Source organism: Caballeronia zhejiangensis (assembly GCF_022879815.1).
Taxonomy (GTDB): domain Bacteria; phylum Pseudomonadota; class Gammaproteobacteria; order Burkholderiales; family Burkholderiaceae; genus Caballeronia; species Caballeronia zhejiangensis.
This window is the reverse complement of sequence record NZ_CP084283.1, coordinates 268038-287897: the sequence shown is the minus strand read 5'-3', so window position 1 is coordinate 287897 and position 19860 is coordinate 268038. Positions and strand designations below refer to the sequence as shown.

The 19860-nt window shown below is 63.3% G+C and carries 17 protein-coding genes; 3 read left to right on the top strand and 14 right to left on the bottom strand.

The window, feature by feature from the left end:
* Positions 1 to 105 precede the first annotated feature (105 nt).
* The 11 genes from aspS to LDZ23_RS01365 all read right to left on the bottom strand — a co-directional run bounded on the left by aspS (position 106) and on the right by LDZ23_RS01365 (position 13205).
* Positions 106 to 1908 carry an aspartate--tRNA ligase gene (gene aspS, locus LDZ23_RS01415; protein WP_008351612.1) on the bottom strand — a complete coding sequence of 601 codons (1803 nt, stop codon included), beginning with the start codon at positions 1906 to 1908 and terminating at the stop codon, positions 106 to 108.
* Between the two features lie 91 nt (positions 1909 to 1999).
* On the bottom strand, positions 2000 to 2662 hold the full coding sequence (locus LDZ23_RS01410; RefSeq protein ID WP_008351614.1) for a DUF502 domain-containing protein: 663 nt from the start codon (positions 2660 to 2662) through the stop codon (positions 2000 to 2002).
* Between the two features lie 134 nt (positions 2663 to 2796).
* Entirely contained in the window at positions 2797 to 3168 is a 372-nt protein-coding gene (locus LDZ23_RS01405; protein WP_008351617.1) for an FmdB family zinc ribbon protein, read from the bottom strand.
* Between the two features lie 149 nt (positions 3169 to 3317).
* Entirely contained in the window at positions 3318 to 3935 is a 618-nt protein-coding gene (locus LDZ23_RS01400; protein WP_244807676.1) for a methyltransferase, read from the bottom strand.
* Positions 3936 to 3946: 11 nt separating this feature from the next.
* Positions 3947 to 5518 carry a ubiquinone biosynthesis regulatory protein kinase UbiB gene (gene ubiB, locus LDZ23_RS01395; protein WP_008351622.1) on the bottom strand — a complete coding sequence of 524 codons (1572 nt, stop codon included), beginning with the start codon at positions 5516 to 5518 and terminating at the stop codon, positions 3947 to 3949.
* A gap of 22 nt (positions 5519 to 5540) precedes the next feature.
* Positions 5541 to 6245, bottom strand: coding sequence for a ubiquinone biosynthesis accessory factor UbiJ (locus tag LDZ23_RS01390; RefSeq protein ID WP_425306888.1), 705 nt, complete (start codon positions 6243 to 6245; stop codon positions 5541 to 5543).
* A 125-nt stretch (positions 6246 to 6370) separates the two neighbouring features.
* Positions 6371 to 7381: a Tim44 domain-containing protein gene (locus tag LDZ23_RS01385; RefSeq protein WP_008351625.1), complete on the bottom strand. Its 1011-nt coding sequence runs from the start codon at positions 7379 to 7381 to the stop codon at positions 6371 to 6373.
* A gap of 25 nt (positions 7382 to 7406) precedes the next feature.
* The gene (gene ubiE / locus LDZ23_RS01380) at positions 7407 to 8138 is read right to left on the bottom strand and encodes a bifunctional demethylmenaquinone methyltransferase/2-methoxy-6-polyprenyl-1,4-benzoquinol methylase UbiE (protein WP_175979785.1); all 732 of its coding nucleotides are present in this window, start codon (positions 8136 to 8138) and stop codon (positions 7407 to 7409) included.
* 84 nt (positions 8139 to 8222) lie between these two features.
* Positions 8223 to 8630: a gamma-butyrobetaine hydroxylase family protein gene (locus LDZ23_RS01375; RefSeq protein WP_008351631.1), complete on the bottom strand. Its 408-nt coding sequence runs from the start codon at positions 8628 to 8630 to the stop codon at positions 8223 to 8225.
* Between the two features lie 9 nt (positions 8631 to 8639).
* On the bottom strand, positions 8640 to 9074 hold the full coding sequence (locus LDZ23_RS01370; RefSeq protein ID WP_008351633.1) for an HIT family protein: 435 nt from the start codon (positions 9072 to 9074) through the stop codon (positions 8640 to 8642).
* A gap of 36 nt (positions 9075 to 9110) precedes the next feature.
* Positions 9111 to 13205 carry a DUF3683 domain-containing protein gene (locus LDZ23_RS01365; RefSeq protein WP_008351634.1) on the bottom strand — a complete coding sequence of 1365 codons (4095 nt, stop codon included), beginning with the start codon at positions 13203 to 13205 and terminating at the stop codon, positions 9111 to 9113.
* Positions 13206 to 13699: 494 nt separating this feature from the next.
* Between LDZ23_RS01365 and ilvA the strand changes: the two genes are divergently transcribed.
* Genes ilvA through queF form a run of 3 tightly spaced genes read left to right on the top strand, consistent with a single transcriptional unit; the run spans position 13700 to position 16962 of the window.
* The gene (gene ilvA, locus LDZ23_RS01360; RefSeq protein ID WP_008351636.1) at positions 13700 to 15223 is read left to right on the top strand and encodes a threonine ammonia-lyase, biosynthetic; all 1524 of its coding nucleotides are present in this window, start codon (positions 13700 to 13702) and stop codon (positions 15221 to 15223) included.
* Between the two features lie 6 nt (positions 15224 to 15229).
* A complete protein-coding gene (locus tag LDZ23_RS01355; RefSeq protein WP_008351638.1) occupies positions 15230 to 16141 on the top strand; it encodes a 5'-nucleotidase in 912 nt (303 codons plus the stop codon).
* Positions 16138 to 16962 carry an NADPH-dependent 7-cyano-7-deazaguanine reductase QueF gene (queF, locus tag LDZ23_RS01350; RefSeq protein WP_008351640.1) on the top strand — a complete coding sequence of 275 codons (825 nt, stop codon included), beginning with the start codon at positions 16138 to 16140 and terminating at the stop codon, positions 16960 to 16962. The genes LDZ23_RS01355 and queF overlap by 4 nt, the downstream gene beginning before the upstream one ends.
* A gap of 56 nt (positions 16963 to 17018) precedes the next feature.
* On the opposite strand, the gene LDZ23_RS01345 is transcribed toward queF, so the two are convergent.
* From LDZ23_RS01345 to LDZ23_RS01335, 3 genes are read right to left on the bottom strand one after another with little or no spacing between them, the layout of a single operon-like run.
* The gene (locus tag LDZ23_RS01345; protein ID WP_008351642.1) at positions 17019 to 17399 is read right to left on the bottom strand and encodes a RidA family protein; all 381 of its coding nucleotides are present in this window, start codon (positions 17397 to 17399) and stop codon (positions 17019 to 17021) included.
* 34 nt (positions 17400 to 17433) lie between these two features.
* Positions 17434 to 18918 carry an N-acyl-D-amino-acid deacylase family protein gene (locus LDZ23_RS01340; RefSeq protein WP_008351644.1) on the bottom strand — a complete coding sequence of 495 codons (1485 nt, stop codon included), beginning with the start codon at positions 18916 to 18918 and terminating at the stop codon, positions 17434 to 17436.
* A gap of 2 nt (positions 18919 to 18920) precedes the next feature.
* Positions 18921 to 19808, bottom strand: coding sequence for a MurR/RpiR family transcriptional regulator (locus tag LDZ23_RS01335; protein WP_008351646.1), 888 nt, complete (start codon positions 19806 to 19808; stop codon positions 18921 to 18923).
* Between the last annotated feature and the right edge of the window lie 52 nt (positions 19809 to 19860).

Genomic DNA, 19860 nt, shown 5'->3' with positions numbered 1-19860 from the left:
TTTTGAACGCGCGTTTCTTTATCTGTTTATGCCCAAAGACTGTAACGCAAAAAACGAAAAAGGCGCACCCGGCGCCTTTTTCATCACATCGACAACGAAAGCTGCTTATTGCGCTTTCTGCTCCGGCTGACGCAGACGGATGTGCAGCTCGCGCAACTGGCGCTCGTCCACTTCGCTCGGCGCCTGCGTGAGCAGATCCTGCGCGCGCTGCGTCTTCGGGAACGCGATCGTGTCGCGGATCGAATCGGCGCCGGACATCAGCGTGACGATGCGGTCCAGACCGAACGCGATGCCGCCATGCGGCGGCGCGCCGTACTGCAGCGCGTCGAGCAAAAAGCCAAACTTCAGGCGGGCTTCTTCAGCGCCGATCTTCAGCGCGCGGAACACCTTGCTCTGCACGTCTTCCTGGAAGATACGCACGGAACCGCCGCCGATTTCCCAGCCGTTCAGCACCATGTCGTACGCCTTCGCAAGGCAGCGGCCCGGGTCCGTTTCCAGATACTCGAGGTGCTCGTCCTTCGGGCTCGTGAACGGGTGATGCGCGGCCACGTAGCGGTTCTCTTCCTCGTCGTACTCGAACATCGGGAAGTCGATGACCCAGAGCGGCTTCCAGCCGGTTTCCAGCAGGCCGTTCGCCTTGCCGAATTCCGAATGACCGATCTTGAGACGCAGCGCGCCGAGGCTGTCGTTCACGACCTTCGCGCGATCCGCCGCGAAGAAGATGATGTCGCCGTCTTCCGCCGCCGTGCGCTCCATGATCGCCGCGAGCGCCGCGTCATGCAGATTCTTGACGATCGGGCTTTGCAGGCCGTCGCGGCCCTTGGTCTTGTCGTTGACCTTGATCCACGCGAGCCCCTTCGCACCGTAGATGCGCACGAATTCCGTGTAGCCGTCGATGTCGCCGCGCGACAACTCGCCGCCCTTCGGCACGCGCAGCGCCGCGACGCGGCCGTCCTTCGAGTTGGCCGGCATGCTGAACACCTTGAAGTCGACGTCCTTCACGGCATCCGTCAGGTCGGCGAATTCGAGCTTCACGCGCAGATCCGGCTTGTCGGAGCCGAAGCGGCGCATCGCTTCCGAGTACAGCATGACCGGGAATTTCTCGGGCAGCGCGACTTCCATCGTCTCCTTGAAGACGTGGCGGATCATGTTCTCGAACAGATCGCGGATTTCCTGCTCGGTGAGGAACGAGGTTTCGCAGTCGATCTGCGTGAATTCCGGCTGACGGTCGGCGCGCAGGTCTTCGTCGCGGAAGCACTTGGTGATCTGGTAGTAACGGTCGAAGTTCGCGACCATCAACAATTGCTTGAACAATTGCGGCGACTGCGGCAGCGCGAAGAACTGGCCCGCGTTCACGCGCGACGGCACGAGGTAGTCGCGCGCGCCTTCCGGTGTGCTCTTGGTCAGCATCGGCGTTTCGATGTCGATGAAGCCCTGCGCGTCGAGATACTTGCGCACTTCCATCGCGACGCGATAGCGCAGGCGCAGATTCTTCTGCATCTGCGGACGGCGCAGGTCGAGCACGCGATGCGTGAGGCGCGTGGTCTCCGACAGGTTGTCGTCGTCGAGCTGGAACGGCGGCGTCACCGATGCGTTCAGCACCACGAGTTCGTGGCACAGCACTTCGATCTTGCCGCTCGTGAGGTTCGCATTGACGGTGCCTTCCGGACGGTTGCGCACGACGCCCTTCACCTGCACGCAGAACTCGTTGCGCACGCCTTCGGCCACCTTGAACATCTCGGCGCGGTCCGGGTCGCAGACGACTTGAACGAGGCCTTCGCGGTCGCGCAAGTCGATGAAGATAACGCCGCCGTGATCGCGCCGGCGATGCACCCAGCCGCACAGCGAGACGGTTTCGCCCAGTCGGGCCTCGGTCACCAGACCGCAGTATTCAGATCGCATCGACATGATGTTGTGTCTTTCGTTGTTCGTTAATCAACGGCTCGCGCGCTCGGGTCATGCTCTCTCGCGGCTGACTCTCGCTGCGCGCGCGCCGGCATTACATCGGCGGCTCGGTGGGGCGGCGGGCTGGCGCGACCGGTGTCGGTGCGCTCGGCGAAGGGGCCACCACGCCCATCGAGACGATGTACTTCAGTGCGGCGTCGACGGTCATGTCCAGTTCGACGACTTCGCTTTTCGGCATCATCAGGAAGAAGCCGGACGTCGGGTTCGGCGTCGTCGGCACATAGACGCTCACGTGCTCTTCATCGAGATGATTCAGCACGTCGCCGCCCGGAATGCCCGTGAGAAATCCGATGGTGTACGAGCCTTTGCGCGGATACTCGATCAGGAGCGCCTTGCGAAACGCGTTGCCGCTCGAAGACAGCAACGTGTCCGACACCTGTTTCACGCTCGTGTACAACGGGCCGACGACCGGAATGTGACGAAGGATGGCGTCCCACCATTTCACGAGCTTCTGGCCGACGAAGTTCTGCGTCAACAGCCCGACGATGAAAATGAACGCAAGCGTCAGCACCGCGCCCACGCCCGGCAGATGAAAACCGACGATCCGCTCGGGCTGCCACGATTGCGGCAGCAGAAGCAGCGTCTGGTCCATCGTTCCGATCACGAGCCCGAGCACCCACAAGGTGATGGCGAGCGGCACCAGCACGAGCAGGCCGGTGAGGAACACGGTTTTCAGCGTAGTCTTTTTCGTGGTCATTTACACGGGGCGAAGGCTGCGCCGGCTCTCGAGTGCGTCGGAGATTCGGCTTGGCAGGCGGGTCGCGCTCGGCTGAGCGCGGTCTACGAGGTCATCGGCGCGGCATGTGGCCGGCCGCGCCGGCCGTCTGGCGCTCAGGCGGCGCTCGACGATGCGGACGCGCCCGCGGCGGGTTTGGCGGCATCCGAGGATGATGGCGTGCTCGCCGGCGTCGCGCTATCGCTCGAATTCGAGTTGCCGGAACCGGCCGAAGCGGCATCGTCCGATTTCGCCGCCGATGCGTCAGACGCGGCCGCGTTGCTCTTGTTGCCGGCATTGCTGTTTCCGCCACGGAAGTCGGTGACATACCAGCCTGAACCCTTCAACTGGAATCCGGCGGCAGTCACCTGCTTCGAAAAAGTGTCCTTCCCGCAGGCGGGACACTGCGTGAGCGGCGCATCGCTCAGTTTCTGAAGCACGTCTTTTTCGTGGCCGCAGTCGGCGCAACGGTACGCGTAAATCGGCATGGCACTCTTCCTACAATGATCTGTCGACGCTTGCAAAGCCTTGAATTATAGCCGCAAACCGATATTGGCCCGCGCTTTTCGGGACCGCGGGCGCAAGATTAACCGCGCAATATTTCAGGGCGTCGGCGGCGAATTTCAAGCCGGCTGGCTCAGATTCGCCGCCACGTCATCCAGCGCTCGCGGCCGGCGAATACGGGTATCGAGTTGCTCACCTCGCGGTCTTCGATCAATTCGAAGTGCGGCGACAGCAGCGCATCCAGTTCGGCGCGCTCGATTCCGAAAGGCGGCCCTTTCGGCGTCGCTCCGATGAAAAAGAAGCCCGCCAGCAGCGCGCCGGGCGCAAGCAACGCCGCCATCCGGCTGGCGTAATCCTGCCAGCGGGTCTTCGGCAGCGCGCAGAGAAACGCGCGCTCGTAGATCCAATCCGGCGAAAACGGCGGCACATACGCAAAAAAATCCGCCTCTTCGACGACGCCCGCATGCGCGCCGAGTTGCGCGCGCGCCGCCTCGACAGCGGCCGGCGAGAAGTCGATTGCGCGGACCGGCCAGCCGCGTTCGGCAAGATGGAGCGCTTCGTACGCGCTGCCACAGCCCGGAATCAGCACACTCTGCGCACTGCGCGACGCGACGAAACTCTTGAACATCTCCGGAACGCCGGCCTGATCCCACGGCGTGAAGTGCTGACCGAAACGTTCATCCCAGAAATCCGGAGAGTTCGGATCGCGGTTTTCGAAATCGGGAACGTTTGAGTTCGTTGGATCGCTCATGCTGCGCGCCCTCAGGGATGGAGCCAGAACTGCGCGATTACGAAGCCCGCGCCCGCCATCGCGACGACACCGGCAACGAGCACCGCGACGAGCAGGCGGTTCGTGCGCTTCTGCTCCGCAAGGAGCATTCGCATCAGTTCGTCGCTGCCGCTTTTCGGCGCGTCGTGGCGCTCCGCCAGAATATGGTGAATCAACCGCGGCAGCTGCGGAATCGTCTTGCTCCACTGCGGCGCTTCCATTTGAAGGCGCTCGTACCAGCCGCGCCAGCCGATCTGCTCGTTCATCCAGCGCTCGAGATACGGCTTGGCCGTTTTCCACAGATCCAGCTCCGGATCGAGCGAGCGCCCGAGTCCTTCGACGTTGAGCATCGTCTTTTGCAGAAGCACGAGTTGAGGTTGAATCTCGACATTGAAGCGTCGCGACGTCGAGAAAAGGCGCATCAGCACCTGCCCGAGCGAAATGTCCTTCAGCGCGCGATCGAAATAGGGCTCGCAGACCGCGCGGATCGCGCTTTCCAGTTCCTCGACGCGCGTGCTCGGCGGCACCCAGCCGGATTCGAGGTGCAGCGTCGCGACGCGGTGATAGTCGCGCTTGAAGAAGGCGAGGAAGTTCTGCGCGAGGTAGTTCTTGTCGAAGTCCGAAAGCGCCCCGACGATGCCGAAATCCAGCGCGATATAGCGCCCGAACGTCGCCGGATCGAGGCTCACCTGAATGTTGCCGGGATGCATGTCGGCGTGAAAGAAGCCGTCGCGGAACACTTGTGTGAAGAAAATCTCGACGCCTTCGCGCGCCAGCTTGGGAATATCGACGCCCGCGGCGCGCAAGGTCTCCACCTGGCTGATCGGCACGCCGACCATGCGCTCCATGACGAGCACCGTCGGCGCGGACAAGTCCCAGTACATCTCCGGCACGAGCAGCAGATCGAGCCCCTGGAAATTGCGGCGCAACTGGCTGCCGTTGGCGGCCTCGCGCATCAGATCGAGCTCGTCGTGCAGATATTTGTCGAACTCCGCGACCACTTCGCGGGGTTTCAGACGCCGGCCGTCCGCCCAGAGGCGCTCGGCCCACGTCGCGATGTCGCGCAGCAGGGCGAGGTCGGAGTCGATCACGGGCAGCATGCCCGGGCGCAACACCTTCACCGCGACGGCCTTTCCCGCGTGCTCGCCGTTCCTGATCTTCGCGAAATGCACCTGCGCGATGGACGCGCTCGCCACCGGCACGCGCTCGAAATCGTCGAACAATTCGTCGATGGGCGCACCGAGCGATTTCTCGATGATCGACACGGCCACCGCCGAATCGAACGGCGGCACCTGATCCTGAAGCTTGGCGAGCTCGTCGGCGACATCGACGGGCAGAAGATCGCGCCGCGTCGACAGCACTTGCCCGAACTTCACGAAGATGGGCCCGAGGCTTTCCAGCGCGAGCCGCAAGCGGATGCCGCGCTCGACGTCGAACCTGCGGCCGAACGTCGTGATACGCATGAGGTAGCGCACGCGACGATCGTCGATGCCGCTCATCACCAGCTCATCGAGACCGAATCGGACGATCGTGAAAAAAATCTTGAGGAAACGCAGAAAACGCATGGTTCGAATTTGCTTCAGCTCGTTATTCGTGCGAGTCGCGCACAGACTCGCCGCCGGATCGCGCTGAGGCGCCGCTCGCCGGCCGGGATTGTTCGGTTTGCCGTTCGATTCTTTCGATGCGCTTTTCGACGCGCGCCAGTGCATCGCGCGCTTTCGAAAGCTCGGCATTGAATGCGTCGAGCGCGCTCTTGCGCACGAGTTGCGGGCGCTCGTCGAGGAAATACTCGGTGAAGGTGTCAAGAAGATTGCGCCCGGTGCGCTGCGCCTGCTCCTGCACCGCCCGCGCGATGATGCCAACGCGATGCGCGGGCGCGTCGCCGATTACGCGCGCCAGATCCTCTTCCGGATCCCAGCGCAGATGTTCGGCCAGCTTGGCGAGCGTCGTCGCGAATTCGGCGTCGCCCTCGATGCGAACGTGTTTCATCACCGCCGCCTGGCCGCCTTGCACGAACGCGGGCAGCGCGTCGAGCGGCACGGCGATCGTCACGTCGAATGCGCCCGCTTCCGCTTCCGTGGTTGCCGCGAAGAGACCGTCCGGCTGCACGACGAGCGCGATCGAAACCGGCCCGCACGACAGCTTCACGCGCTTGCCTGCATAAGGCTTGAGCCGCTCGAGCGCCCAGGCCTCGCGCACGAGCAGATGGTTCACGGCGGCCGCGAATCCACTGGACGCGGTCTTCAAGGCGGGATTTGCTGCGGGACGGGCGGATTCGTCTGCGTTCGTCATCGGCTGTGAGATGAAAAAACCCGCGCGGGACACTTCTCGCGCGGGTTTCTATTCTACCTTCGCAACCGGCCATCACACCGACGGTTGCCGGCGCCCTGGCCATTCGGCCAAGGGCATGGTCGAGCTCAACTGACCTGCTGAATGCCCGCCAGCAGCCAGCCTTCGTTGCCCGACTTCTGCTTCGACAGGTTCCAGACCTCGACGAACGGTTCCGCCGCCGCCCCTTCCGACTCGCGGATCAGGCCGTGGAAGCGCACGCTCGCGAGATACTCGGACGCACGGTCCTCGACACCGAGCACATCGGCGTTGAGCTGAACCACGTCGGTACGGTTCGGCGCGCTGCCGCGTGCGTCGACGTCGAGTTTCACCTCGGCGAACATCTCGGGCGTCGTGAACTCGCGGATGTCGTTGACGTTGCCGCGATCCCACGCGTCCTGCAAACGCACGAAGTAGACCTTCGCGTTACGCACGAATGCTTCGGTGTCGAAGCCCGCCGGCACGTTGGGATTCGCGACCGCTTGCGTCGCCGGCGATTCGATGTAGTTGGCACCGAAACCGGTCGGCTGCTGCGGCATTTGCGGCGGTTCCTGATTCAGGCTCTGGCGCGCGGCCGCGCCGTACGGCGAACCCGAAGCAGATCCGGCACCCGCGTATGCCGGCGTGTTGTTGCCCTGACGCTTGCGCATGATGAAGCGGAACAGCATGACGGCCGCCAGCACGATCAATGCGATCATGATCATGTTGGCCATCGCGCCGGCGAACGCCTCGCCCAGCCCGAAGTGCGACAGGAGCGCCGCGATGCCGAGACCCGCCGCGAGACCGGCGATCGGCCCGAGCCAGCGATTGCGCGCGGGTTGCGCCGCGGCGGGTGCGGCCGGCGCGGCCGGCGCGCGTTGTGCCTGCGCTGCGTTGTTCTGCTGCATCGATTGAGACTGCGAAGGCGGCGTCGCCTGATGCTGCTGCGTTGCCGTGGCCGACTGACGGCCCATGCTGCGGCCGCCGCCCATGCGCTTGGCTTCCGCCGTTTCCGCGAAGATTGCGCCGGCCGCAATAACGCCAGCCAGCGCCAAGATTCCGGCCTTCCTGAAGAAGAGGTTCAGGAAACCCCGGGATTGGGGTTTGCGCGAATCGAACATATCGAATCCTTAAGAGAGTGGAACATCAAAATTTGGTCCCGACGTGTAACGCTACCACGCCACCTGACAAATTGTAATATTCGACTCGATCCAGGCCCGCTTGTTCCATCATTGTTTTGAGAGTTTCCTGGTCCGGGTGCATGCGGATGGACTCGGCCAAGTACCGATAGCTATCCGCATCTTTGGCCACTTTTTCGCCAAGCCACGGCAAAATCTTGAAACTGTAGACATCGTACGGCTTCTTTAGCGGCTCCCATACTTTCGAAAATTCCAGCACGAGCAGCTTTCCACCGGGTTTCAGCACGCGCGTCATTTCGGCCAACGCACGATCCTTATGCGTCATGTTACGAAGACCGAAGGCAACTGTAACCACATTGAAATAATTGTCCGGGAACGGGATCTTTTCGGCGTCGCAGAGCAGCGCGGGCGTCAGCACGCCTTTGTCGATCAGCCGGTCGCGGCCTACGCGCAGCATCGATTCGTTGATGTCCGTGTGCCAGACTTCGCCCGTCTCGCCGGCCTGCTTGGCAAACGCCATCGCGAGATCGCCCGTGCCGCCGGCGATGTCCAGCACTTTGTAGCCCGGCCGCACCTTGGCCTGCCCGATCGTGAAGTGTTTCCAGATCCGATGCAGTCCGCCGGACATCAGGTCGTTCATCAAGTCGTAGTTGCCCGCGACGGAATGAAACACGCCCGCCACTTTCTTCGCCTTGTCCTGCTCTTCGACCGTTTCGTATCCGAAGTGGGTCTTGCTCATCGCGCGTTTTCCTCGCCTGTTGTTCGTTCTATGTCTGCGCAAAACTCGCGCCGGCTATGCGGCGTTATGCCGCAGCCCTATTGCTCAGTGACAGTGTCCGCCGGATGGTTTTGCGGCCATCGGCGCGTCTCGGTCCACGCCGGCGGCTTCCAGCTTCGCCAGATACTCGCGCCACAGTTCGTCCTGACGCGTCGCCAGGTCGTGCAGGATGTCCCAGGAATAGATGCCGGTATTGTGACCGTCCGAAAAATTGAGTTGCAGCGCATAGTGCCCGACCGGATCGACGCCGATGATCGTCACCTCGCGCTTGCCCGTCTGCAGCGTTTCCTGTCCGGGGCCGTGGCCCTGCACTTCGGCGGACGGCGAATAGACGCGCAGAAGCTCGAACGGCACGCGATACGACTCGTCGCCGTATTGCAGCTCCAGCACGCGCGATTTCGAATGCACGACGACGCCGGTGGGAATCGGCGTCGTGGAAGTGAGTCCGCTCATGATCTCGTCTTATTGATGGCCGAAGGCCTGGTTCAGCTCGTTGCGCACCTGTTCGCGCAAAAGCGTGGCCTGCGCGCGGCGCTTCGATAGCTGCGATTCGGACACCGTGCGCTGGCGCGGCGCCCAGATCGGCAGAGGAAAGCGGGAATCGTTGGAAAAGCGTGGAATGACGTGCCAGTGGACGTGCGGCACCTGATTGCCGAGACTTGCCAGATTGATCTTTTCCGGCACGAGCACGCGGCGCATCGCGCGCTCGACGCCGTTGACGGCGGTCATCACGCGCACGCGGTCGGCATCCGGCAAATCGGACATTTCGGCGACGTGCGCGCCCCAGATCACGCGACACAAGCCCGGCCAGTCGGGCTCATCGGCAAGGACGACGCGCAACGTGTCGTCCGACCACAGCACTTCGCCGCCGTCTTCACGGCAAAACACACAGTCCATCTCATACCTCTAGCGAATCAAACCTCGATTTCGCTATTACACCAGCACGCGCTCGATACCGCCATTGTTCGCGCGTTCGACGTACTGTTCCATCCAGTTTTCGCCGAGCACCTTGCGCGCCATTTCCACGACGATATAGTCCGCCTCGACGTTGGCGTCCTCGTTGTAGCGCGACAGACCTTGCAGGCACGACGGGCAGCTCGTCAGGATTTTCACGTCCGTGCCGTTGGTCTGCGCGCCATCGCCTGCGGAGAGCACCGAACCGGGCGCCGCGCCGGCCGAGCCCGCAGACGCGTTCATCGGATTGATCGCGTTCGAGCCCGCTTCCGCGACGAGCGGAATGCCGCGCAACTTGGCCGCGCCCTTGCGAATCTCTTCTTCCTTGCGGAAGCGCACTTGCGTCGAGATGTCCGGACGCGTGACCGCCAGCGTGCCCGATTCGCCGCAGCATCGATCGTTCTTCTCGATCTTGTAGCCGTCGTTCTGCGAACCCATCAGATCGTTGACGAGCTTGACCGGGTCCATCGTCTTGATCGGCGAGTGACACGGATCGTGATACATGTAGCGCGTGCCGGTCACGCCGTCGAGCTTCATGTTCTTCTCGAGCAGGAACTCGTGAATGTCGATGATCCGGCAGCCCGGGAAGATCTTCTCGAATTCATAGCCCGCGAGCTGGTCGTAGCACGTTCCGCACGACACGACCACGGTCTTGATATCGAGATAGTTCAGCGTATTCGCGACGCGATGGAACAGCACGCGATTGTCGGTGACGATCTTCTCGGCCTTGTCGTACTGGCCGGAACCGCGCTGCGGATAGCCGCAGCACAGATAGCCCGGCGGCAGCACGGTCTGAACGCCCGCTTCCCACAACATCGCTTGCGTCGCGAGCCCGACTTGCGAGAAGAGACGTTCCGAGCCGCAGCCGGGGAAATAGAACACGGCTTCCGAATCGACGGTGGTCGTCTGCGGATTGCGGATGATCGGAACGATCTTGTTGTCCTCGATATCCAGCAGCGCGCGCGCCGTCTTCTTCGGCAAATTGCCCGGCATCTTCTTGTTGACGAAGTGGATCACCTGCGTCACGACCGGCGGCTTGCCGACCGTCGCGGGCGGCTGCGCCGTCTGCTTCTTGACGATCTTCTTCAGCACATCGTTGCCGAAACGCTGCGCCTTGTAGCCGAAGTCCATCATCACGTTGCGCGCGAGATTGATGGTCTGCGGATTCGTCGCGTTCAGGAAGAACATGCCCGCCGCGTTGCCGGCGTTGAACTTCTTCTTGCCCATCTTGCGCAACAGATTGCGCATGTTCATCGACACGTCGCCGAAATCGATCTTCACCGGACACGGCGTCACGCACTTGTGACAGACCGTGCAGTGATCGGCGACGTCGTTGAACTCGTCCCAGTGCTTGATCGACACGCCGCGGCGCGTCTGCTCTTCGTACAGGAACGCTTCGACGAGCAGCGACGTCGCGAGAATCTTGTTGCGCGGGCTGTAGAGCAGGTTCGCGCGCGGCACGTGCGTCGCGCAGACCGGCTTGCACTTGCCGCAGCGCAGGCAGTCCTTGATCGACTCGGAAATCGCACCGATATCCGACTGCTGCATGATGATCGACTCGTAGCCCATCAGCCCGAACGACGGCGTGTAGGCGTTGCGCAGATCGGCGCCGTCGAACAGCTTGCCCTTGTTGAAGCGGCCATGCGGATCGACGCGCTGCTTGTACGCGCGGAAATCGCCGATTTCGTCTTCGGTCAGGAATTCCAGCTTCGTGATGCCGATGCCGTGCTCGCCCGAGATCACGCCGTCCAGCGAACGCGCGAGCTTCATGATGCGCGCGACCGCGTGATGCGCGTCCTGCAGCATCGCGTAATTGTCGGAGTTGACGGGAATGTTCGTGTGCACGTTGCCATCGCCCGCATGCATGTGCAGCGCGACGAAGACGCGCCCGCGCAGCACTTGCTTGTGGATGGCCTGCGCTTCGTCGAGGATCGGCTTGAACTCGCCGCCGTTGAAGATCTGGCGCAGTTCCGCGCGGATTTCCTGCTTCCACGACACGCGCACCGTACGGTCCTGCGCGACATGGAACACGTTGGCGTCAGGCTGAATGTCGACGCGATCCGCGAACTTTTCCGCGAGCGCTTCGTAGCCGAGATTGACGAGATAGTGCTGCGCCTCGCGCAAGGACATGTCGAGCTTGTCGCCGACGAACGTCCAGCGCTCACGCACGCGCTTCAGCAGATCGAGCGCCTGCTGCACGCGGTCTTCGAGCAGTTCGGCGCTCGGAATTTCGTTCGCGTCGTCGGACTTGCCGAGCGGCAGCTTGCCGTTGCGGAAGAACGCTTCGAGCGCGTCGACGAGTTGCAGCTTGTTCTTCAGCGACAACTCGATGTTGATGCGCTCGATGCCGTCCGTGTACTCGCCCATGCGATTGAGCGGAATCACGACGTCTTCGTTGATCTTGAACGCGTTCGTGTGCTTCGCGATGGCGGCCGTGCGCGAGCGGTCGAGCCAGAAACGCTTGCGCGCCTCGGCGTTCACCGCGACGAAGCCTTCGCCGCTCTTGCCGTTCGCCATGCGCACGACTTCCGATGTGGCGGCGGCGACGGCATCGGCGTCATTGCCGACGATATCGCCGATCAGCACCATCTTCGGAAACGCATTGCGCTTGCTCTTGGTCGCGTAGCCGACCGCGCGCAGATAGCGTTCGTCGAGATGTTCGAGGCCGGCGAGGATCGCGCCGCCCTGCTTCGACGTCTCGAACAGATAGTCCTTGATTTCGACGATGCTCGGAATCGCATCGCGCGCCTGGCCGAAGAATTCGAGGCAGACGGTGCGCGTATGCGCGGGCATCTTGTGCAAAATCCAGCGCGCGGACGTAATGAGACCGTCGCAGCCTTCCTTCTGCACGCCGGGCAGCCCGGCGAGGAATTTATCGGTGACGTCCTTGCCGAGCCCTTCCTTGCGGAACGTGCGCCCGGCGATGTCGAGGCTTTCGGTGCGCAGCAGCTTCTCGCCCGGCGGACGTTTCCCGTCGAACCAGTCGAGCCGGAAACGCGCCACTTCGACGTCGTGAATCTTGCCGCAGTTGTGATCGAGACGCGTGACTTCGAGCCAGTTGCCTTCCGGATCGACCATGCGCCACCACGCGAGGTTGTCGAGCGCCGTGCCCCACAACACCGCCTTCTTGCCGCCCGCGTTCATCGCGACATTGCCGCCGACGCACGACGCATCGAGCGAAGTCGGATCGACGGCGAACACGAAGCCCGCCTGCTCCGCCGCTTCGGTGACGCGCCGCGTGACCACGCCCGCGCCGGAGAAAATCGTCGCGACCTTGTGATCGACGCCCGGCAGATCCGTCATTTCGACGGGACCGAGCTGTTCCAGCTTTTCCGTGTTGATGACCGCCGAAAACGGCGTGAGCGGAATCGCGCCGCCGGTGTAGCCGGTGCCGCCGCCGCGCGGAATAACGGTAAGCCCGAGTTCGAAGCACGCCTTGATGAGTCCGGCGATTTCGGCTTCGGTGTCCGGCGTCAGCACGACGAACGGGTATTCGACGCGCCAGTCGGTCGCATCGGTGACGTGCGCGACGCGCGACAGGCCGTCGAACTTGATGTTGTCCTTCTGCGTTTCCTTGCCCAGAACACGCGACGCGCGGCGGCGCAAGTCGGCCATGCGGCCGAACTCGGCGGCGAAATCATCGACGGCGCGGCGCGCGGCGGCGACCAGCAACTGCACGCGCTCGGCGCGTTCGCGGCTGCCGGCTTCGTCGCTATGCGCGGTGAGATCGGCGCTGCGGCGCTTTTCGATTTCGGCGAGACGGTGATTCAGCGCTTCGACGAGCAGCGCCCGGCGTTTCGGATTGTCGAGCAGGTCATCCTGCAGATACGGATTGCGCCGCACGACCCAGATGTCGCCGAGCACTTCGTACAGCATGCGCGCCGAACGGCCGGTGCGGCGCTCGTTGCGCAGTTCGTCGAGCACGGCCCAGGCTTCGTCGCCGAGGAGCCGCATGACGATTTCACGATCGGAAAACGACGTGTAGTTATAGGGAATTTCGCGGAGACGCGGCTCGATATTGAGCGCCAAGGCGGCATGGGCGCCGTTCGGATCGAAGGCTTGAGGTGCGTTCATGTTCGACGGTTCGGTGTGCCGGCGCTCGCGCTAGAAAAGCGGAAATGCCGGCGATGCGCGTGGGGGCGCAAATTTTCGAATGAAACTTCTCTTGGCGAAGGCCGCCGGGCTCGTCACAGCGCCTTCGGTGTGCCCTGGATCAACGCCACGATCGCGCGTGGCGCGCATGCCTTTCCGCCGCGGGATGCGACTCGCGGGAAACATGCGCCAGAAAATCGATCCGAAGCTGCCGGTGCATCTGCCGATCCTGATTGCTGATTCGTAAAAGGAAATTCTAACCCATCGGGCAAACGCGCGTTTGCGGGCGCTAGCAGCGAGAAGGGGCTTTTGCGTGCGGATTCGCGACGCGTTCATGTCATTTTCGACGCTTTTTTACACGACCGTCCGGACGGTCGAAGCACACGGCGCGCCCGGAACGCGCGCGGATGGCGCTATCATTGATGCTTTCGCTCTCAAAAACCTGCGCGCATCGCGGCCGCCTGACGATTTCTCGCATGACACATCCCGACTACCTGAAAAAAGTGCTGACCGCGCGCGTGTACGACGTCGCGCGTGAAAGCGAGCTCGAACCCGCGCGCAACCTGTCCGCGCGCCTGCGCAACTCCGTGTTCCTCAAGCGCGAGGACAATCAGCCGGTTTTCTCGTTCAAGATTCGGGGCGCCTATAACAAGATGGCGCAGCTCCCGGCAGACGTGCTCGCACGCGGCGTGATTACGGCGTCGGCGGGCAACCACGCGCAGGGCGTGGCGCTGTCGGCGGCGCGGCTCGGCTGCCGCGCGGTGATCGCCGTGCCGACGACCACGCCTCAAGTGAAGATCGACGCGATTCGCGCGCACGGCGGACCGACGGTCGAAATCGTGCTCGCGGGCGAGTCGTACAGCGACGCCTACGCGCGCGCCGTGCAGCTTCAGGAAGAGCGCGGCCTGACCTTCGTGCATCCGTTCGACGATCCGGACGTGATCGCCGGACAAGGCACGGTGGCGATGGAAATCCTGCGCCAGCATCAGGGTCCGATCCACGCGATCTTCTGCCCGATCGGCGGCGGCGGGCTGGCTGCGGGCGTCGCGGCGTACATCAAGGCGGTGCGCCCGGAGATCAAGGTGATCGGCGTGCAGACCGAGGATTCCTGCGCGATGGCGCAGTCGATCAAGGCGGGCGAGCGCGTGACGCTCTCCGAAGTCGGCCTGTTTTCGGACGGCACGGCGGTGAAGCTCGTCGGCGAGGAAACGTTCCGGCTGTGCAACGAGTTGCTCGATGAAGTCATCACCGTCGATACCGATGCCCTTTGCGCCGCGATCAAGGATGTCTTCCAGGACACGCGGAGCGTGCTCGAACCCGCCGGCTCGCTCGCGGTCGCGGGCGCGAAGCTATACGCGGAGCGCGAGGGCATCGAGGGCAAGACGCTCATCGCGGTGACGTCGGGCGCGAACATGAACTTCGACCGCATGCGCTTCGTCGCGGAGCGCGCGGAAGTCGGCGAGGCGCGCGAGGCCGTGTTCGCCGTGACGATTCCCGAAGAGCGCGGCAGCTTCCGGCGCTTCTGCGAGCTCGTCGGCACACGCAGCGTGACCGAGTTCAATTACCGCATCGCCGATGAAAGAGCCGCGCATATCTTCGTCGGCGTGCAGATCAAGTCGCGCAAGGAAACCGCGCAGATGATGTCGTCGTTCATCGAGCATGGTTTCGCGACCGTCGACCTTTCGCACGATGAGCTCTCGAAGCAGCACATTCGCTACATGGTCGGCGGACATTCGCCGCTCGCGCGCGACGAACGTCTGTTGCGCTTCGAGTTTCCGGAACGTCCGGGCGCGCTGATGAAGTTCCTTTCGTCGATGGCGCCCGACTGGAACATCAGCCTGTTCCATTACCGGAATCAGGGCGCGGATTACAGCTCGATTCTCGTCGGCATTCAGGTGCCGCAGTCGGACAACGCGGAGTTCGAGCGCTTCCTCGCGACGCTCGGCTATCCGTGGTGGGACGAAGGCGCGAATCCGGTCTACAAGCTGTTTCTGGCGTAAATCGAAATGCCGAAGTTCACGCTCGAAGACAAGCTCGTCGTCGCGATTTCGTCGCGCGCGCTGTTCGATTTCGAGGAAGAGAACCGCGTCTTCGAGACCGGCGATCTCGCGCAATACGAAGCACTGCAACGCTCGCGGCTCGACACGCCCGCGAAACCCGGCGTCGCGTTCGGGCTGATCCGCAAGCTGCTCGCGCTGAACGCGGATGAACAGCGCGTCGAAGTGGTGATCCTGTCGCGCAGCGATCCGATCAGCGGGCTGCGCGCGTTTCATTCGTGCCGCGAACACGGACTTGCGATCGAGCGCGGCGTGTTCACGCGCGGCCGTTCGCCGTTTGCGTATCTGAAACCGTTGCGGGCGTCGCTGTTTCTATCGGCGAATCCGGACGATGTGCGCGACGCGCTCGCCGCCGGTTTTCCCGCCGCGCGCGTGCTGCCGGAAACGCCGCGCGCCGCGAGCCGTTACGCGGACGAAATCCGCATCGCGTTCGATGGCGACGCCGTGCTCTTTTCCGACGAAGCCGAGCGCGTGTTTCAAAGCGATGGTTTACATGCGTTCGTCGGGCATGAATTGGACAAACGCGAGTCGCCGCTGCCGGACGGTCCGCTTAAGCCGCTGCTCGCCGCGCTCAACAAATTGCAGCGCATCGCCGACGATCACGACGATCAGCCGATGCACATCCGCACGGCGCTCGTCACCGCGCGGTCCGCGCCGGCGCACGAGCGCGCGATCCGCACGCTGATGGCGTGGAACATCGAAATCGACGAAGCGATGTTTCTCGGCGGACTCGACAAGGGCGAATTCCTGCGCGAATTCGAGCCCGACTTTTTCTTCGACGATCAAATTCGCCACTGCGAATCGGCTCGCGTCGTCACCGCGACGGGGCACGTTCTCAGCGGCATAGCGAACGCATCATGACACCCGATCAATCTCCGCTCGGCAAGCCCGTCCATTACACCGAACAGTACGATGCGTCGCTGCTGTTTCCGATCGACCGCAAGCGCGCGCGCGATGCGATCGCCGTGCCCGCGCGTCTGCCGTTCTTCGGCACGGATATCTGGAACGCGTATGAGCTGTCGTGGCTGAACAAGCGCGGCAAGCCGCAGATCGCGGTCGCGACGTTCTTCGTGCCGGCGGATTCGCCGAACATCGTGGAATCGAAGTCGTTCAAGCTGTATCTCGGCTCGTTCGCGCAGACGCAATTCGATTCGATCGACGACGTGCGCGCGGCAATCAAGCGCGATGTGTCCGCCGTCTGCGGCGCGACCGTTTCGGTGCAACTCGCCGCGCCGGCCGATTTCGGCAAGCTCACGATGGAAGAGTTCGATGGTTTGTCGCTCGACCGACTCGATCTCGATTGCGATGTTTTCTCGCCGGATCCTTCGTTATTGAAGGCCGCGCACGATGAAGCGCCCGTCGACGAGACGTTGTTTTCGAACCTGTTGAAATCGAATTGCCCGGTTACGGGACAGCCGGACTGGGGCAGCGTGCAGATCCGCTATTACGGCGGGCAGATCGATCACGCGGGATTGCTGCGGTATATCGTGTCTTACCGCGAACATACGGGGTTTCATGAGCAATGCGTCGAGCGCATCTTCATGGACATCATGCGGGAGTGCAAACCGGAACGGCTCGCGGTGTATGCGCGTTATACGAGGCGCGGCGGGCTGGATATCAATCCGTTCAGAACGAATTTCAACTTGCCGATGCCGGATAATGCGCGGCTGGCGCGGCAGTGAATAACGACGCGGCTCTGCTTCACAGGAATCAGAGCCGCGATCGCATGTTCGCCTTCTTACGCCTTCTTATAAGCCACGCAATCCACCTCGACCTTGCAGTCGATCACCATCGACGACACCACGCAAGCCCGCGCCGGCGGATTCGCGCCGAAGTACTCCTTGAACACCTTGTTGAACGACGCGAAATCGCGCGGATCGTCCAGCCACACGCCGCAGCGCACGACGTGCTCGGTGCCGTAACCCGCCTCCTTCAGAATCGCGATGACGTTCTGAATCGCCTTGTGCGATTGCTCGACGATGCCGCCGTTGATCACTTCGCCATCTTCCATCGGCGTCTGGCCCGACACGAACAGCCAGCCATCGGCCTCGACCGCGCGTGCGAACGGCATATGCGCGCCGCCTTGTCCCTTGCCACCTTCCACGCCATAACGCTTCATCTTTCAGACTCCTTTTCCTGACTCGAATCAGTGCTCAAAACGCGCCGGCCGCATCCAGCTTGGATGCCGAACCGCGCGCCACGAAACGTCCCGCTCGCGCGCCGGTCACGGCCTGCTCGCGATACGTCAAAACGCCATTCACCCACACCGCGTCGATGCCGTCCGCCGCCTGCTGCGGATTCGCGAACGTCGCCGAATCGATCACGCGCGCCGGATCGAACACGACCAGATCCGCGTGATAGCCGACCTTCACTTCGCCGCGCTCCGCGATGCTGAAACGCCGCGCCGACAGGCTCGTCATCTTGCGCACGGCTTCTTCGAGCGTCAGCACGCCTTCGTCGCGCGCATAGTGGCCGAGCACGCGCGGAAACGCGCCCCACAAACGCGGATGCGGCAGCGGATCGTTCGGCAAACCGTCCGAACCTACCATCGTCGCGGGATGCGAAAGAATGCGCCGCACGTCGTCTTCCGACATGTTGTGATACACCGCTCCCGCCGGCTGCAAGCGCTTCGCCGCTTCCTGCTGCGTCACCTTCCATTCGTCGGCGACTTCGCGGATCAGCTTGCCGGCCATCTCCGGATGCGGCGTCGACCAGGTGATCGTGATGTCGATATCGCCCGTCACCTGCTTCAAGTCCAGCGTCGATGAACTGCGGTTATACGGATAACAATCGCATCCGACCGGCTGCCCGTCGCGCGTCGCTTCGATCGACTTGAGCACTTCCGCGCTGCGTCCCCAGTTCGACGGCCCCGCGCACTTCAGATGCGAAATCACCACCGGCACGCGTGCATGACGCCCGACGCGATACGCCTCGTCCATCGCGTCGAGAATGGCGTCGAACTCGGTTCGCATGTGCGTCGTGTAGAGCGCGCCCGCTTTCGCGAGCGGCTCGGCGAGCGCCTGCACTTCCTCGGGCGGCGCGCTGAACGCCGAGCCATACGCCAATCCGCTCGACAATCCGAGCGCGCCGTTACCCAGCGCTTCTTCGAGCTGCGCGCGCATCGCGGCGACTTCATCGGCGGACGCGCCGCGATCCAGCCGGTCCATATGATTGTTGCGCAGCGCCGTATGGCCGATGAGCGCGCCGACATTCACCGTCGGGCGCGCGGCATTCACGGCATCGACGTAAGACGCGAAAGTCGGGTACGCGAACGCGGCGGCGTCACCGAGCAGGTTCATCGGATCGGGCGGATCGCCCTTCAGCGTCACCGGCGACGCGCTGATCCCGCAATTGCCGACGATCACCGTCGTCACGCCCTGCGTGATCTTCGGCATCATCTGCGGCGAGCGGATCACGTGCGTGTCGTCGTGCGTGTGGACGTCGATGAAACCGGGCGCGAGCACTTTGCCTTGCGCGTCGAACACGTCGTCGGCGGTCCAGTCCGCGAGACCGCCCGGCGCCTCGATCGCAACGATGCGTCCGTCGCGCACGGCGACATCGCGTTCGACGGCGGGCGCGCCCGTGCCGTCGATCACGCGCGCGCCGACGATCAGCGTGTCGGCCTTCAACGATTCCATGATCAGTCTCCCAAAGGTTGACGTTCGCCGCCGCCGCGATGCGAATCGAGCGCGTGCTTCATGCGGCGCAACAGTTCGCGGCTGTGATCGGCCTGCTTGACGGCCAGTTCGGTGACGAGCAAATCGAGCGCCATCATCATCGCGTAACGCGACGACGAGGGCTTGTAGATGAAATCCGTTTCGATCGCGATGACCGGAATCAGCCAGTCCGCGAGCGCGCCGAGCGGCGATGCGGGCGCGGTCAGCGCGATCACGCGCGCCCCGTACTGCTTCGCCAGCGCGCAGCTTTCGACGATCTCGGGCGTCTGCCCCGTCACCGAAAGCGCGACGACCACATGTTCCTTCGATAACGTCGACGCCACCATGCGCTGCAACAGCCCGTCCTGATACGACGCGACCGGCCGCCCGAGCCGCACGAGGCGAAAGCGCATTTCGTCAGCGAGCGCCGTGGAGCCGCCGCCCATGCCGAACACGTAGATCATCGACGCGGCCGCGAGCGCATCCGCGGCTTCGGCGATCGGCGCGGCGGCGAGCGCGCCCTGATTCTGCGCGAGCGTCGCCTGCACTTCCTCGAAGATGCGCGCGGCGAGCGAATCGGGCACGGCGTCCGCGTCGCGCCGGAAGAAACGCTGTCCGACGCCCGCCGCCTGCGCGAGCCGCAGCTTCAGTTCGCGCACGTCCTCGCAACCGACGGCTTTCGCGAAACGCGTCACCGTCGCGACGCTGACCTCGGCCTTGTCCGCCAGCGCGCCGATGCTCGCGCGCGACGCGCTCACGATGTCGTCGAGAATCAGCGCGGCTACCTTGCGCTCGGCCCCGCGCAACTCGGGCGCCCGCTCCGCGATGCGTGCGACGATGTCGAAACTGAGCGTGTCGGCGTGGCCGTTCATGGTTTACGATGAGCCCGTGTTACTAAATAACATTTCCTTCCCGGATGCTACT